Annotated in this window: 15 protein-coding genes; 8 read left to right on the top strand and 7 right to left on the bottom strand. The window is 33.6% G+C overall.

The window, feature by feature from the left end; genetic code table 11:
* A partial coding sequence (locus ABJD27_RS08855; RefSeq protein ID WP_348202033.1) for a T9SS type A sorting domain-containing protein occupies positions 1-499 on the top strand: 499 nt, incomplete at its 5' end.
* Positions 500-619: 120 nt separating this feature from the next.
* On the opposite strand, the gene ABJD27_RS08860 is transcribed toward ABJD27_RS08855, so the two are convergent.
* Both ABJD27_RS08860 and ABJD27_RS08865 read right to left on the bottom strand, forming a co-directional pair.
* Positions 620-1,399: a C4-type zinc ribbon domain-containing protein gene (locus ABJD27_RS08860; protein ID WP_348163425.1), complete on the bottom strand. Its 780-nt coding sequence runs from the start codon at positions 1,397-1,399 to the stop codon at positions 620-622.
* A gap of 3 nt (positions 1,400-1,402) precedes the next feature.
* On the bottom strand, positions 1,403-2,497 hold the full coding sequence (locus ABJD27_RS08865) for a Nif3-like dinuclear metal center hexameric protein (protein WP_348163422.1): 1,095 nt from the start codon (positions 2,495-2,497) through the stop codon (positions 1,403-1,405).
* A gap of 48 nt (positions 2,498-2,545) precedes the next feature.
* Here ABJD27_RS08865 and lpxK point away from each other — a divergent pair, with 48 nt between their 5' ends.
* On the top strand, positions 2,546-3,556 hold the full coding sequence (gene lpxK, locus ABJD27_RS08870) for a tetraacyldisaccharide 4'-kinase (RefSeq protein WP_348163420.1): 1,011 nt from the start codon (positions 2,546-2,548) through the stop codon (positions 3,554-3,556).
* On the opposite strand, the gene ABJD27_RS08875 is transcribed toward lpxK, so the two are convergent.
* From ABJD27_RS08875 to ABJD27_RS08890, 4 genes are all read right to left on the bottom strand, one after another.
* The gene (locus ABJD27_RS08875; protein ID WP_348163417.1) at positions 3,553-5,772 is read right to left on the bottom strand and encodes a response regulator; all 2,220 of its coding nucleotides are present in this window, start codon (positions 5,770-5,772) and stop codon (positions 3,553-3,555) included. The two genes, lpxK and ABJD27_RS08875, sit on opposite strands and share 4 nt — an antisense overlap.
* A 34-nt stretch (positions 5,773-5,806) precedes the next feature.
* The gene (gene gap / locus ABJD27_RS08880) at positions 5,807-6,820 is read right to left on the bottom strand and encodes a type I glyceraldehyde-3-phosphate dehydrogenase (protein ID WP_348163414.1); all 1,014 of its coding nucleotides are present in this window, start codon (positions 6,818-6,820) and stop codon (positions 5,807-5,809) included.
* A 6-nt stretch (positions 6,821-6,826) separates the two neighbouring features.
* The gene (lipA, locus tag ABJD27_RS08885) at positions 6,827-7,699 is read right to left on the bottom strand and encodes a lipoyl synthase (protein WP_348163411.1); all 873 of its coding nucleotides are present in this window, start codon (positions 7,697-7,699) and stop codon (positions 6,827-6,829) included.
* Between the two features lie 74 nt (positions 7,700-7,773).
* Entirely contained in the window at positions 7,774-8,505 is a 732-nt protein-coding gene (locus tag ABJD27_RS08890; protein WP_348163408.1) for a biotin--[acetyl-CoA-carboxylase] ligase, read from the bottom strand.
* An 84-nt stretch (positions 8,506-8,589) separates the two neighbouring features.
* Here ABJD27_RS08890 and rsfS point away from each other — a divergent pair, with 84 nt between their 5' ends.
* From rsfS to ABJD27_RS08920, 6 genes are all read left to right on the top strand, one after another.
* Entirely contained in the window at positions 8,590-8,961 is a 372-nt protein-coding gene (rsfS, locus tag ABJD27_RS08895; protein WP_348163406.1) for a ribosome silencing factor, read from the top strand.
* Positions 8,962-8,973: 12 nt separating this feature from the next.
* Positions 8,974-10,917, top strand: a complete 1,944-nt coding sequence (gene ftsH / locus ABJD27_RS08900; RefSeq protein ID WP_348163403.1) for an ATP-dependent zinc metalloprotease FtsH — start codon at positions 8,974-8,976, stop codon at positions 10,915-10,917.
* A 102-nt stretch (positions 10,918-11,019) separates the two neighbouring features.
* Positions 11,020-11,634, top strand: coding sequence for an LUD domain-containing protein (locus tag ABJD27_RS08905; protein ID WP_348163400.1), 615 nt, complete (start codon positions 11,020-11,022; stop codon positions 11,632-11,634).
* Between the two features lies 1 nt (position 11,635).
* The gene (locus tag ABJD27_RS08910) at positions 11,636-12,439 is read left to right on the top strand and encodes a phosphatidate cytidylyltransferase (protein WP_348163397.1); all 804 of its coding nucleotides are present in this window, start codon (positions 11,636-11,638) and stop codon (positions 12,437-12,439) included.
* Positions 12,429-13,079, top strand: a complete 651-nt coding sequence (locus tag ABJD27_RS08915) for a phosphatidylserine decarboxylase family protein (RefSeq protein ID WP_348163394.1) — start codon at positions 12,429-12,431, stop codon at positions 13,077-13,079. Before ABJD27_RS08910 ends, ABJD27_RS08915 begins: the two co-directional genes overlap by 11 nt.
* Positions 13,079-13,345 (top strand): acyl-CoA-binding protein, encoded by a 267-nt coding sequence (locus ABJD27_RS08920; RefSeq protein WP_348163391.1) that lies wholly within the window; start codon positions 13,079-13,081, stop codon positions 13,343-13,345. Before ABJD27_RS08915 ends, ABJD27_RS08920 begins: the two co-directional genes overlap by 1 nt.
* Positions 13,346-13,423: 78 nt before the next feature.
* Here the strand turns inward: ABJD27_RS08920 and ABJD27_RS08925 are convergent, their stop codons facing one another.
* Positions 13,424-16,060, bottom strand: a complete 2,637-nt coding sequence (locus tag ABJD27_RS08925) for a valine--tRNA ligase (protein ID WP_348163388.1) — start codon at positions 16,058-16,060, stop codon at positions 13,424-13,426.
* Positions 16,061-16,231: the final 171 nt, after the last annotated feature.

Here is a 16,231-nt window from a genome sequence, read left to right on the forward strand (position 1 = left end):
GGAAGAAGAGGAAGAAACAGAAGAAGAGGAAGAGGAGGAAGAAGATACTACTGGTGATTGGGAAGAGGAAGAAGAAGGAGAAACAAACGGTGACTGGGAAGAAGAGGAAGAGGAAGGCACTTTTGAAGAAGATGAACAAGAGGAAGAAGGTGGAACTTTTGAAGAAGATGAGACTACTGAAGAAGGTGGAACTACAGGAGAAAATACTGAAGACGACGATACTTTAGGGGTTCTAGAACAAAACCTAGAGACAGATATCAATAGTATTACTGTCTTTTATAGCTCGCAACAACATATCATTACAATTACAAAAAGCGAGCTTAACAATGTAAATAATGCTACTCTATTCTCTATGCTAGGACAAGTAATAAAGCAATGGAAACCTATAACAGGAACTAATACATTAGAATTACCAGTCCCTAATATGAGTAAAGGTCCATATATACTCCGTCTTGAAACGGATAAAGGATTATTTACAAAAAAATTAATTATTCACTAACCGTTTAGTTAGCATAAATTGATAAAAAGCTTTTTTTATCTCTTGTATTTACTAAAACTAAAAAAGCGTTTAGAATTAACTCTAAACGCTTTTTTAATACTTATGGGATATATTTAAATCTTAAAGAGATTTAAATAAAGATTCCATTTTTTCTTGTTCTTCAGTTGCAAGTACGCTATCTACTAGAATACGACCACTATGTTCATCAGTAATGATTTTTTTGCGGCCAGCAATTTCAACTTGTACTTGTGGTGGAATTGTGAAAAAAGATCCTCCAGAAGCTCCACGTTCAATTGCTACAACAGCTAAACCATTTCTTACATTAGTTCGTATGCGTTTGTATGCCTTTACTAAGCGTTCATCAATTTCTTTTTCAAAATCATCACTCTTCTTGATTAGAGCCTTTTCTTCTTTTTCTGTTTCAGATAGGATGGCATCTAATTCACTTTTCTTGTGCTTAAGATGTTTCTCACGTTCTCCTAAACGTACTTTAGTAGTAGAAATAACTTCGTTCTTTTGCTCTATTTGAGCTTTAAATTCACGAATATTCTTTTCTGCAAGTTGAATTTCTAACTCTTGAAACTCAACTTCCTTGCTCAACGCATTAAACTCACGATTATTACGCACATTTTTTTGTTGTTCAGAATATTTTTTGATAGAAGCTTTTGAATCTTCTATTTGAATTTTTTTAGCTTTAATCTGATCTTCTATAAGCGATAGCTCATTATCCAGTTTCTCAATACGCTTATTGAGACCAGCAACCTCGTCTTCTAGATCTTCTACTTCTAAGGGTAATTCTCCTCTTACGTTGCGTATTTGATCTATTCTAGAATCTATAAGTTGTAAATCATACAATGCTCTTAGCTTCTCTTCGACAGTTGACTCCTTTTTCTTTGCCATACTTTATAAATAGTTGATGGGATTGGTATTTTCTTCCGATAAAATGACTGCAAAATTACGAATTTTTTCTGTAAGATAGTCAGCTATTATGTTTTTTGTAAAGCGTTCACTTTCAAAGTGACCAATATCTGCTAATAAAATTCGTTTTTCGGCTTTATAATAGTCGTGATATTTAAGATCTGCTGTTACATATGCATCTGCTCCTCTTCGTATTGCTTGTGATATTCCAAAGGCGCCACTTCCTCCTAAAACAGCTACTTTTTTAATGGGTTTATTAAGTATTTCAGAGTGTCTTACTCCACCAGTTTGAAAAGTATTTTTTATAAGATGTAGAAAATCAATTTGATCTAAAGGATCTTCAAGACTACCTATCATCCCCATCCCTATGTTTTTATGTGCATTTTGGAGAGCTGTAACCTCGTATGCAACTTCTTCATAGGGGTGATTTGCGAACAATGCTTTTAAGATACGCTGTTCTAAATGTTTCTCAAAAGTAACATGTATCTGTGTTTCTGGTTCTTGATGTTGTACATTTATTTTGCCTATAACTGGGGTTGCATTTTTGCTTGCGCGAAAAGTTCCTTCGCCTGAAGTGCTAAAACTACATTCATCATAATTTCCTATTGTCCCTGCTCCAGCTTTAAAAAGAGCTGTTTTAAGAGTATTTGCAGAGGCATGTGGAACATATGTTATTAGTTTGTAGATGTAATCTTGTTTGGGTATAAGTATTTCAGTATTTATAAGATTTATAGCTCTTGCCATCCCAAAATTCACTCCATAAGAGACATTGTCTAGTGCTGTGTGTATTGCATAAATTGCAATGTCATTTTTAATTGCTTTTAGGATTGACCTCTCAACATAATTAGATCCTGTTATTTTCTTTAATCCTGAAAATAGAATAGGATGGAAGCATACAATTAAATTACAATCTTTTTCAATAGCTTCTTGAACTACGTTTTCTAAAGCATCATGAGCGACTAGAATATTTGTGATTTTTGTTGATGAGTTGCCTACAAGTAATCCTACATTGTCAAAGTCTTCTGCATAAGATAAAGGAGCCCATTTTTCAAGTATATCGGAAATATCACGTATCGTCATAGTGTGTGTCTTAAAAAAGTAAAGATAAAAATTATACCTTCGCTCTTTATGAAACATCTACGTAAAATTTTATTTCCTTTTGCAGGGCTTTATTATATAATAACTTTATTAAGAAATAAGGCATACGATTGGAATATAAATACTCATAAGGAATATGAAATTCCTATTATTTGTGTGGGTAATCTAAATACAGGTGGGACAGGGAAAAGTCCAATGACTGAGTATCTAGTGCGATTGGTAAAAGGACGGTGTAAGACTGCAACGTTAAGTCGTGGGTATGGACGAAAAACAAAAGGATACCTCAATGTCACTGCAGATAGCCTAGCTGAAGAGGTAGGAGACGAGCCGTTACAATTTGCTAGAAAATTTGACGATATTAAAGTGGCTGTATGTGAAGACAGACAACGTGGTATTTCTACTCTTTTAAAATCAGAATTTTCTCCTGAACTTATAATTTTAGATGATGCTTATCAACATAGAAAAGTGAAAGCTGGCTTTCAGATAGTTTTAACAGCTTATGGCGATCTTTATGTAGATGATTATATATTGCCTGTAGGTAACCTTAGAGAAGCCCGAAAAGGTATTGCTAGAGCGCAAGTAATTGTAGTAACCAAGTGTCCTGATGGGTTTTCTAAAATAGAGAGAGAAACTATTATAGAGAGAATAAATCCTTTGCCGCATCAAGCCGTTTACTTTACAACGATTACCTATGGTGACGTGCTTATTAATGATGATACAGCATTAAGCTTCCCTGAGTTAAAAAATAAAGAAATTACACTTGTTACTGGAATAGCAAACCCTAAACCGTTAGTTAGTTATCTTAAAAATAATGGATTAGAGTTTGACCATAAAGTGTATGGAGATCATCATAATTTCGCTTTAAGCGAAATAAAAACTTTAGAGTCTTGCGGGTTAATTATAACTACAGAAAAGGATTACGTAAGGTTGCGCCCTTTATTGTCAAATAACACACTGTTTTACCTTCCTATTGAAGCAAAATTTATAGATAAAGAAGAGGTTTTTAATAAACAACTGTTAGAGTTTATTAATGACTTTTAATTAAACACTTTAGATTGTTTTAAGCCATTGTGTATTTTTTGAAAAAATTCTTCCACTTTGTATGGTTTCGGAATAATGTCATTAAATCCAGCTTCATGAAACTCATCGATGTTTTCATCAATGGTTACAGCGGTTAATGCTAGTATAGGAATCTCTTTGTCAAATAAACGTATTTGTTCGGTTGCTTCAATACCACTTATACCTGGCATATGAATATCCATTAAAATTAGATCAAAACTTTGATTTCGCGCTTTCTCTACAGCAATTTCGCCATTGTCGGCTACATCACATACCATTTTATTTTTTTCTAAGATTTTACGCGTAATCATTTGATTAATCTTATTGTCTTCGACCACTAATATTTTGCGATTTTCTAGAGCGACATAATCAATGTCATAAATTATATTATGAGGATTTGATTCTTCTCCAGCTTGCTTAACAAGATTGTATTTGATGTCAAAAGAAAAAGTAGATCCCTTACCTAATGTGCTTTCTAAAGTTACTTTACTTCCAAGAAGATCAAGCAAGTTTTTTACAATAGATAAACCTAAACCTGTCCCTCCAAATTTCCTATTTATAGCAACAGATCCTTGGGTGAAATTTTGGAAAATATTTTTTTGTTTCTTTTTTGAAATTCCTTCTCCAGTATCTTCTACTTCAAAGTGAAGATAAGCTTCTGTTTCGGTTTGTTTTATTTTTTGAACACGAACATCTACATCTCCATCACGCGTAAATTTTACTGCGTTCCCTACAAGATTAATTAAGATTTGAGAAATCATTAGTGGATCACCTAATACTTCTTCAGGGATGTCTTCATCAAATTCAAAATTGAGACTGTTTCCTTTGTCTTTTGCAGATTTCCCTAATGCAAATAAAACATCTTCAATACGTTTCTTTAAATTAAAAGCAGTTTGTTCTACCTCTACTTTATTTGCTTCTAATTTGTTGAGATCAAGTATATTGTTAATTAATGAAAGTAAATATTCTCCAGAAAATTTAAGAGAATCTAAATGTTTTTTCTGTTCAGGGGTAGGGTTCTCACTTAGTAATAAATGTGTTAGTCCTGTAACAGCGTACATTGGAGTACGCAATTCATGAGTTATAGTAGATAGGAATTGTGCTTTTACCATGGAGGCTTTTTCAGCATTATCTTTTGCTACAATAAGCTCTGTGTTTTTAGCTTGTAATAACTCATTTGCCTTTGCTCTAAGGTTGTTGTTTTTGTATAGAGATAGGATAAGTAAAGAGAGTATTGTAATCATGGCAATAAGTAGAACGGTTGTTACTTTATTTGCCATTAAAGAACGTTCTCTTTCTGTCTCTATATCCTTTTTTAATTGAGCGCTAAGCACGTGATCGTCTTGTAATTGATCTATGCTAAAATTAGATTCTGTTTTTTTGTTTCTGTTTTTTTCTAGATAGTCTTTATAAAGACTCATGTGTTCATATGCCTTGGAAATGTTATTTTGTTCTTTTGCAATATGACTACTTATTTTATATGACTCTGATAGTAATGTTGGGTAGTTTTCGGAAGTGCTTATTTGTTGCGCAATTTCTATAGCAATTTCAGCTTCATCGTATTTTTTTTGAATAGCTAGGGCTTCAGCTTTTTGTATATTACTTTTAGCAAGTACGAATTTATTCTCAGCATCATTAGCCTGAATAATTGCTAGATTAAATAGTTCTTCAGCGTTTTGAGTGTTGTTTTTTGTCAAAGCAATAGCTCCTTGATTACTATATACTTGAGCTAATAATTCAGGTCTTCTCCCATTTTTAAGAATTTCCTTTGCCTGTTCTAAATATTCAGAAGCTTCTGAATATCTTTTTTCTTGTTGAGCAATTTTTGCAGCTGTAATATAACTTTGACCACGATTTTCTTCGTTGTCATTATCTTGTTGCATTTTAATAGCACGCTCGTTTTCTTCCTTAGCTTTTTTTAGATTGCCAGTGAGTAAATAAAGACGAGAAAGAGCACTTGAGGCTAAACCTATTCGATTATTATTATTTGTTTGTTCAGCTAAAATCCTTGCTCTTGTCATAAGTAGCGCAGAGTTAGTATAGTCGTTATTTTCAATGGCAGTAGCTGCTACAGTTAATAAAGAGTCAATTTTCTGACTAGTAGCCTTTTGAGTAGCAGTATCTATTTCTTGTGCCACAGTGATTGTGGGAAGAGTAAATAGCATTGCGAGCATAAAACGAATGAAGAACGCGCTCATATATTAGGGTACATTAAACAGGTACGAATATATATTATTTCCTGTTAATGAATGATATTAATTCGATAATTCGACTAGAATATCCAATTTCATTGTCATACCAACCTATTATTTTTACCATTTTACCTATAACAGAGGTCATTTGTGAATCAAAGATGCAAGAATGTGTATTGCCTATTATATCTACTGAGACTAACGGTAGTTCTGTATATTCTAAAATACCTTTTAGATTAGTTTCAGAGGCTTCTTTTAAGGCATTGTTTATTTCTTCTATAGTCGTACTTTTTTTTACATTAAAAGTAATATCAGTAAGAGAGCCATTTGCAATAGGAACTCTGATTCCGCATCCTCCTATAACATCTGCTAGGTGTGGAAAAACTCTTGTTAGTGCTTTTGCAGCTCCTGTCGTTGTAGGAACAATGCTTTGACCTGCTGCTCTTGCCCTTCTAAGATCACGATGGGGTTGATCGTGTAAACTTTGGTCGGTAGTGTATGAATGAATGGTTGTTATATAGGCTTGCTCTACGCCGCAAATTTGATCAATAGTGCTAATCATAGGTGCTGCATTATTTGTAGTGCATGAAGCGTTTGAAATAATGGTTTCACTACCATCTAGGATGTGTTCATTTACTCCGAGAACTACCATCTTGATTTGATCATCTTGGGGTGGGACAGCCAAAATAACTTTTTGTGCCCCGTTAGAAATGTGATGCTCTAGTTCTGTCTTGATTTTATATTTCCCTGTACTTTCAACAACGATGTCTGGTTGTACAAGACTCCAAGGTATGTTTTCAATAGATGAAGAATTAAACAATGGAATTTCTACGTCATCTACAATGATATATGAGGAGGGTCCGCTTTCGCGAAAGCGAACATCTGCATCAAATATGCCGTGGATACTGTCAAATTTTAATAAATGACTTAATGTGTGAGCATCTGCCAAGTCATTTATGGCAACCACATCGATTTCAGGATGAGTATGAAGTAATTTAAAAAGATTACGCCCTATACGTCCAAAGCCATTTATTGCAACTTTGATATGACTCATAAATTGTTATGTAAGATGTTTTTGTGCTTTATATGAAGAACGTACAAGGGCTCCGCTTTCTACATGTCTAAAGCCCATTTTGAGGCCTATTTCTTCATATTTTTTAAATTGATCAGGAGTGATAAATTGCTTTACAGGAAGGTGTTTTTTGGAAGGTTGTAAATATTGACCTATTGTCACAATATCTAAGTTGACAGATCTTAAATCTTCCAGTGTTTGTATTACTTCACTTTCGGTTTCTCCAAGACCTAGCATTATACCTGATTTTGTACGGTTAATACCGTTTTCTTTAAGATACTTTAAAACCCCTAAACTGCGCTCATACTTTGCTTGTATGCGAACTTCGCGAGTAAGGCGCTTTACCGTTTCCATATTGTGAGATACTACCTCTGGATGTACGGCTATAATACGATCAAGTAAATCTTCTCGACCTTGAAAATCGGGAATTAATGTTTCAAGTGTTGTTTCTGGATTCATGCGTCTTATCGCTTTTACAGTTTCTCCCCATACGATAGTTCCCATATCTTTGAGATCATCTCTATCTACAGAAGTTATCACTGCATGTTTTATAGCCATAATTTTTATAGATCGAGCTACTTTTTCAGGTTCTTCCCAATCTACAGTTTCTGGACGTCCAGTCTTTACGCCACAAAAACCACAGGAACGTGTACAAATATTTCCTAATATCATAAATGTAGCAGTACCTTCGCTCCAGCATTCTCCCATATTAGGGCAACTTCCAGATGTACATATTGTATGTAGGTCATATTTATCTACTAGACCTCTTAATTCGGTATATTTTTTTCCAGTAGGAAGTTTAACTCGTAACCATTTAGGTTTAGGTTGACGCACAGGTGATGCTATTTTTTCTTCTTGCATAGCTTGTTTTCAAGGATAACAAAGATACGAATAAAAGAATCTTAAGTATGCAAAGTCGGAGGTGATAATATTGATTAGAAAAGTAATTCTAATTCTTTTAAATCATATTCATTTATGATATTATCTTCTTCTAATAAAATGAGTTTGCCTTGGTCAGTAACTCCTTGTATGATGCCAACAAATTGTTCTTGATTTGACCTTAAAAAAGTTGATGGTTTGTCTTTTCTAAAAAGATGCTCCTCGTAGTTTTTTTTAATAGCTTCGAGATTTCCGTCAAGAAGCATTTTGACATAATAATGAAATTGCTCAAGAAGCATATTTAGAATTTCTTGAAGGTCAAAATGTATCCCTGTTTGCGATTTTATAGAAGTAACTCTGGTGAGATCTTTCCATTCAGTTTGATTTACATTAAGTCCAACTCCAATAACCATGGCATTTAATTCTCCTTTTTTTATGACATTTTCGATAAGGATGCCACATATCTTTTGTTTGTCTGACAATATGTCGTTAGGCCATTTTACCCGTACATCTTTTATTAAAAGTTTCTTAAGTACATCTTTTACGGCAAGGGATGCTGCCATTAAGGGATAAAATTGTTGATTTATGGTAACTTGTTGAATTTTCCTAAAGACACTGAATGTGAGGTTTTTATTAGGTTCTGTAGACCATTTTGTGCCCATTTGTCCTCGCCCATTAGTTTGTTCTAGAGCCCAGACAACGGTGTCCTCTTCTAGACTTTCTTCTTTGGCTAATGACTTAAGATAGTCATTTGTCGAATCGGTGGTATAAAGTTTGACTATACGCATATACGTGATTATGTTATTTAAACTTATGTTAAGAAGGCTGATAAACGTAAATTTGTAATAACTTTGTGTAAATAAAAGGATTTAATGGCAAAAAAAGAAACGAGTGCAGATCAATTAATTGCAAAAATTATAGAAGGAATTGAAGAAGTTAAAGGGCAAGGTATTGATATTCTTGATTTAAGAGATATTGAAAACACAGTTTGTGATTATTTCATTATTTGTAATGGTACTTCAAATACGCAAGTAGCTGCAATAGTAAATTCTATTCAAAAAATTGCCAGTAAAGAATTAAAAGAAAAACCTTGGCATGTCGAAGGTTTAGATAATTCTGAATGGGTATTAATGGATTATGTCAATGTAGTAGTCCATGTGTTCCAAAAGCATATAAGGGAGTTTTATGATATAGAAAGCCTTTGGGGCGACGCAAAAATTACTTCAATAGCAACCAGTTATTAAAAAAGAGAGTTAATGTCTAAAGAAACAAAAAATAACCCTACGCCTAATAAGCCTAAATTTAGTAACTATTGGATCTACGGATTGATAGTGGTTATATTTATTGCTATTAGTATGTTTAGTGGGAATAGCGGCTTTAATGAACCAAAGAAAACATCATTATATAAATTTAATGAATACCTTAGAAATGGAGATATAGAGCGTATTGAAATTGTAAATAAAAATGTAGCAAAGGTATATCTTACCAAAGAAGCCGAAGCAAAAGACACACATAGTAATAGAGGTAGTTCTTTTCTAAAACCAGCACCTAGTGCTGCTGATTATAAATTTCAGTTTGGAGATTTACAGAATTTTGAAAATGAAATTAATACGGCTATAGCTGCCAATAATTTAAAGACAGAAGTTGGGTATGAAACCGAAGGTAACATTTGGGAGATGCTTATTAATTTCTTTCCTATCATTTTAATTATTGGGATATGGATATTTATTATGAGACGTATGTCTGCAGGTTCTGGAGGAGGGCCTGGAGGACAGATATTTAATATAGGGAAGTCAAAAGCAAAACTCTTTGATGAAAAATCAGATGTAAAAACATCATTTAAAGATGTAGCGGGTCTGGAAGGAGCAAAAGAAGAGGTACAAGAAATAGTAGACTTTCTTAAAAACCCTGAAAAATATACAAGCCTTGGGGGTAAAATACCAAAAGGAGCTTTATTGGTAGGTCAACCAGGAACAGGTAAAACATTACTAGCAAAGGCTGTTGCTGGAGAGGCTCAAGTTCCGTTCTTTTCTTTATCTGGATCTGATTTTGTTGAGATGTTTGTAGGAGTAGGAGCTTCACGTGTACGTGATTTGTTTAAACAAGCAAAAGAGAAATCTCCTGCAATTATTTTTATAGATGAGATAGATGCCATAGGAAGAGCACGTGGTAAAAATAATTTTTCAGGTTCTAATGATGAGCGCGAAAATACGCTTAATCAGTTATTAACTGAAATGGATGGTTTTGGAACCAATACAAATGTAATTGTACTTGCTGCAACAAACCGAGCAGATGTTCTTGATAAAGCATTAATGCGTGCAGGAAGATTTGATAGACAAATTTATGTTGATCTTCCAGATGTTAGAGAGCGTAAAGAGATTTTTGAAGTACACTTACGTCCATTAAAGAAAATAGATGAAGAATTAGATATTGACTTTTTGGCTAAGCAAACACCTGGTTTCTCAGGAGCAGATATTGCAAATGTTTGTAACGAGGCAGCTTTAATAGCGGCACGTAAAGGTCATAAAGCAGTTGGTAAACAAGATTTCTTAGATGCAGTAGATAGAATTGTAGGAGGTCTTGAAAAGAAAAATAAAATTATTACTCCGGATGAGAAAAAAGCAATTGCATATCACGAAGCTGGTCATGCAACTGTAAGTTGGATGTTAGAACATGCTGCACCTCTTGTAAAGGTGACAATTGTTCCTAGAGGACAATCTTTAGGAGCTGCTTGGTATCTTCCAGAAGAACGCCTTATTGTTCGTCCAGAACAAATGCTAGATGAGATGTGTGCTGCTTTAGGAGGTAGAGCTGCAGAAAAAGTTATTTTTGATAAGATATCTACAGGAGCACTTAGTGATTTGGAAAAAGTAACAAAGCAAGCTCGTATGATGGTTACTGTATATGGATTAAATGATAAAGTAGGTAATCTTACATATTATGATTCATCAGGGCAGTCTGAATATAACTTTAGTAAGCCGTATAGTGAAAAAACAGCTGAGTTAATAGATAAAGAAATATCTTCTATTATAGAAGAGCAATATCAGAGGGCTATTGATTTATTGGAAGCAAATAAGGATAAGTTAAGCCAGCTAGCAGATTTACTTTTAGATAAAGAAGTTATATTTAAAGATAACCTTTTAGAGATATTTGGGGATAGACCTTTTGGGAAAAAGGAAGATATTGCAACAACAGTTTAAGATATTTTAATTATTCTTTAGAATTAAAACTTGATTTAACTTATCGTTAAATCAAGTTTTTTTATATTTGAACAACTTGTACGCTCGAATCTAAATCTCATTATGAGTCTATTTAGAAAATTATTTAAAAAAGAATCTAAATCAGACAGCCCTCGCTCAGATAGAAATCAAGACGAGCGCAGTAAGTACATGCCTGATGTACATACCCCTGCTGACGAACGTTTCACGAAAAATTTCATACTAAATGGTGGAAAGTTTCTGTATGCAATTAATTTAGAAGAGCTTAAAGAAAATTTTGATGATATCCTTTTAGAGAATGATTGGTATGAACAACAAGTGTTTTGCTTTGATAAACATTTAGAAGATACATTTAAGGGGTTTAATCTTACATTTGGTCAAAAAGGGGAGTCTCCTTTTTTTCTAACTACCTGTGAAAGTCTTATTGCAGATAATGGTTCTATATTAGTGAGTTCTCATCAACTTAAAGAATTAAAATTACAGGAATTTCCTCAATGTATGATTGTATTTGCAACAACAAGCCAAATTGTAAATAGTATTGGAGAAGGGCTTCGCCTTATTAAAAATAAAAATAAAGGTAATATACCAAGTAATATTACAACCATTAAACATTTTGAAACAAACGAAGAGGAAAAAGACTTTATGTCTTATGGAAGCAGTACAAAAAATCTATATTTACTACTGTTAGAAGATTTGTAATATGCGAGAAGTTATTATTAGGGCACTTTCTGGGTTATTGTATGTCGCATTTTTGCTACTTGCAATATTCTCTCTTGAGAATATATATCTAATATTAATATTGATATTTGGAATCTTGTGTCTATATGAATTTTTGCGTCTTATAAATGTAAAATCTATAGTACCCTATTTCTTACTTGTTTTAGCAACTCTTGTTTTTTGTTATTTTAAATGGTACAATCAGGTGACTCTTGTTTTCTTGTCACTTACTATAATGACAAACCTATATCTTATTAAGAATCTTATACGCCCTTCAGAAAAATATATTACGATAGCTCAAAAATATATATACTTGCTATTTTATATTATTGGAGGTTTTGTCTTTACTATATTGTTACCATCATATCAAGGAGAGTACACCTCTTATCTAGTCGCCAGTGTGTTTGCGTTAATATGGATTAACGATACTTTTGCATTTATTGTAGGTAAAAGTATAGGTAAGCATAAATTACTTGAACGTATTTCTCCTAAGAAAACTGTAGAAGGTTTTATAGGTGGGCTTGTTTTTTCTTGTATTGCTAGTGTTTTTATTTATAAATTTACAGAACTTTTAAGTATCCAATTGTGGATCACTGTGGCTATTGTAACTTCTGTTTTTGGAACCCTAGGAGATTTAATACAATCACAGTTGAAAAGACAAGCAGGAGTTAAAGATAGTGGCCAATTAATGCCAGGTCACGGTGGGATATATGATAGATTAGATAGTATCATCTTTGCAAGTCCATTTATTTATTTATTTTTAATAGTGCTAGATTATGTTTCATAAAGAAGGGAGTAAGATTATTACAATTGCATTGGGTCTATTTACTATTGGATTACTCACTGCAAATAGGTTTTTAGAAAAAGATTGGCTGTTTTATTTAATAGTAACTACACTCGTAGTTCTTTTAATACTTATTCTTCAGTTTTTTAGAAACCCTAGCCGTATAGCTCCCAATAATGATGTTTCGATTGTATCTCCGGTAGATGGTAAAGTTGTTGTTATAGAAGAAGTATTTGAGAAAGAATACTTTAAAGATAAACGCTTGCAAGTATCTGTGTTTATGTCTCCGCTTAATGTTCATGTAACGCGATACCCAGGAGCGGGTAACGTTGTTTTTAGCAAGTATCATCCTGGTAAATATCTTGTAGCGTGGCATCCTAAGGCAAGTGAAGAAAACGAACGAACAACGGTTGTTGTAAAAACAGAGAAATTTGGAGAAGTAATGCATAGACAAATTGCAGGAGCACTTGCAAAACGTATAGTAAACTATGCAGAAGAAGGAGACGTAGTGTCTCAAGGAGGAGAAAGCGGTTTTATTAAATTTGGATCTCGTGTAGATATTTATCTTCCAATAGGAACTAATATTGCTGTAGCATTGAATCAAAAAGTAAAAGGAGCATCATCGATAATAGCAACAGCATAATGGAAAAAGAGGCGCTCAATACCGCTTTTTTGGACGCTTTTAAAAGGGTGAGTGAGGCAACACAAGAGTTTCCTCCAGATGTTTTATTGCAATTTTATGCACTTTATAAACAAGCAACTCAGGAAAATACATTTAGTCATCAAGAAGGAGAACATGAGCTTGTAAGTGCGTTTAAAATTAATGCACTATTACAAGTAAAAAGCATGTCAAGTGATGATGCAAAAAGAGAGTATATAGAAACAGCAAATAAATACGTAGAAAGATAAATACGTTTTGAAAATAAAATTAAAAAGCGCTTACTAACCAGTAAGCGCTTTTTAATTTTATAATATATCTATTTAGAATTAAGTAAGACTATTCAGTCTTTTTTCTAAAGCTTCTATCTTAGCTTTAGCATCAGTTTGTTTTTGTTTTTCCATAGCAACTACTTTTTCTGGTGCATTATTTACAAAACGCTCGTTACTTAGTTTTTTAGAAACTGATATTAAAAACCCTTTAGTATATTTTAGTTCTTCTTCTATTTTGATAATCTCAGCTTCAACATCAATTTCTTCTTCAAACGGAATAAAATATTCATTTGATTTTACTCTAAAAGAAAGTGCCCCTTCTATAAGTGTATCAGTAACTGTATAATTTGTTATGTTTCCTAAATTAAGAATGAGTGTATCTAGGTAACTAGGAACTTCTTCATTACTTATAGTGTGTAATTCTATAGATTCATGATTTGGAATGTTCTTGCTTTTTCGAGCTCTTCTAATGCCAGAAATAACTTGAGATACATATTCAAAATCCGTGATGATTTGTTCATTAAAAGGTAGCTGATTTGGCCAATTGTTTACAATAAGTGCTTCCTCTGGAGTTCGCTCTGATAATGTTTGCCATATCTCTTCTGATGCAAAAGGAATAAAAGGATGCAGGATGCGTAAATTATTTTCTAAAGCTTCAATAACGGCATTGTACGTCTTGGGATCTATAGGTTGTTTATAGGCTGGTTTTGCAATTTCTAATAACCATCCACAAAAATCATCTTTAACTAATTTGTAGGTAGCCATTAATGCATCACTAATACGGTACTTTGAAAAATGATCTTCTATCTCAACAAGTGTTTGGTTAAAACGAGCTGTATACCATTCTAATCCTTTCTTACTTGATTCGGGTTGATCTATAGTATCACTAATCTCCCATCCTTGTATAAGTCGAAAAGCATTCCATATCTTATTAACAAACCCTTTACCTTGGTTGCAAAGTTCTTCATCAAACATCAAATCATTACCAGCAGCACTACTTAGTAAAAGCCCTACACGTACCCCATCTGCTCCATAATCATCTATAAGCTTAAGAGCATCAGGAGAGTTTCCTAATGATTTAGACATTTTTCGACCTTGTTTGTCACGTACGAGCCCCGTTAAATAAACATTCTGAAAAGGACGCTGGTCCGTATATTCATACCCAGCAATGATCATACGTGCTACCCAGAAAAACAAAATATCTGGACCAGTTACAAGATCATTAGTAGGGTAGTAGTATTTAAATTCTTCATTATCTGGATTTCGTATTCCGTCAAAAACACTCATAGGCCATAGCCAAGAAGAGAACCAAGTATCCATAGCATCTTCATCTTGACGTAAATCAGAAATTTGTAGATTATCATTCTGAGTACGCTTTCGCGAAAGCGTTAACGCCTCCTCTATAGTTTCGGCTACAACAAAATCTTCTTTCCCATCTCCGTAGAAATAAGCAGGAATTTGCTGCCCCCACCATAATTGACGAGAGATATTCCAATCACGAATATTTTCCATCCAGTGACGGTAAGTGTTGTCAAACCTCTTATTAGGAAATAGTTTTACGTCACCCGTTTCTAATACTGCCTTAATAGCAGGCTTTACGAGATCTTCCATTTTAAGAAACCACTGATCAGAAAGACGAGGTTCTATAACAGCTTTTGTACGTTCTGAAGTTCCTACTTTGTTAATGTAGTTCTCCGTTTTTACAAGATGCCCTTTTTCTTCAAGTTCTTGCTTAATAGCTTTGCGTACCTTAAAACGATCTTGACCTTCATAATGTAATCCAAAACTATTAAGAGAGGCATCTTCATGAAAGATGTCAATAACTTCTAATTTGTGTTTGTCACCAAGAACTTTATCATTTTCGTCATGAGCAGGAGTCACTTTTAAGCAACCTGTTCCAAACTCTATATCTACATACTCATCTTCTATAATAGGAATAACACGACCACATATAGGAACAATCGCTTTTTTGCCTTTTAAGTGAGTAAAACGTTCGTCATTTGGATTTATACAAATAGCTGTATCGCCAAAAATAGTCTCTGGACGCGTTGTTGCAATTGTTAAGAAGTCTTCAGAACCTTCAATCTGATAGTTGAGATAATATAAGAGTCCTTGCTTTTCTATATGGATAACTTCTTCATCAGAAAGTGTTGTTTTTGCTTCAGGGTCCCAATTTACCATACGATACCCTCTATAAATTCTTCCTTTATTATAAAGATCTACAAAAGTTTTAATCACCGCTTCAGACATGTCGGGGTCCATGGTAAATTTAGTGCGTTCCCAATCACAAGAAGCACCTAGTTTTTTAAGTTGCTCTAGAATAACGCCCCCATACTCTTCCTTCCATTCCCATGCGTGTTTTAAAAACTCCTCACGAGTAAGGTCAGATTTCTTAATGCCTTGCTCTGCAAGTTTTGCAACTACCTTAGCTTCAGTAGCAATAGAGGCATGATCTGTCCCTGGTACCCAGCATGCATTAAGTCCTGTTAAACGAGCACGTCTTATTAAAACATCTTGTATTGTGTTATTAAGCATATGTCCCATATGTAATACTCCCGTGACATTAGGAGGAGGAATAACAATGGTGTATGGTTTCTTCTCATTGGGTGTAGAATGGAAATAATTATGTTCCATCCAGTACGTATACCACTTGTCTTCTACCTGTGAAGCGTCATATTTTGAAGCAATGCTCATAGTTTGGTCTGATTATTGAATAATAATGAGCAAAAGTACTGATAACGGTATGATTAATAAATATAGTCAGTAGAAATTTTTAATGATAAAAATTTGTTCAGTGTTATCATTGAATTGTTGATATCATTATTTGGTAGAGGGCTTATTTCTGACTATTTTTAACGTCCTCAA

This window comes from Dokdonia sp. (assembly GCF_039945015.1).
Taxonomy (GTDB): domain Bacteria; phylum Bacteroidota; class Bacteroidia; order Flavobacteriales; family Flavobacteriaceae; genus Dokdonia.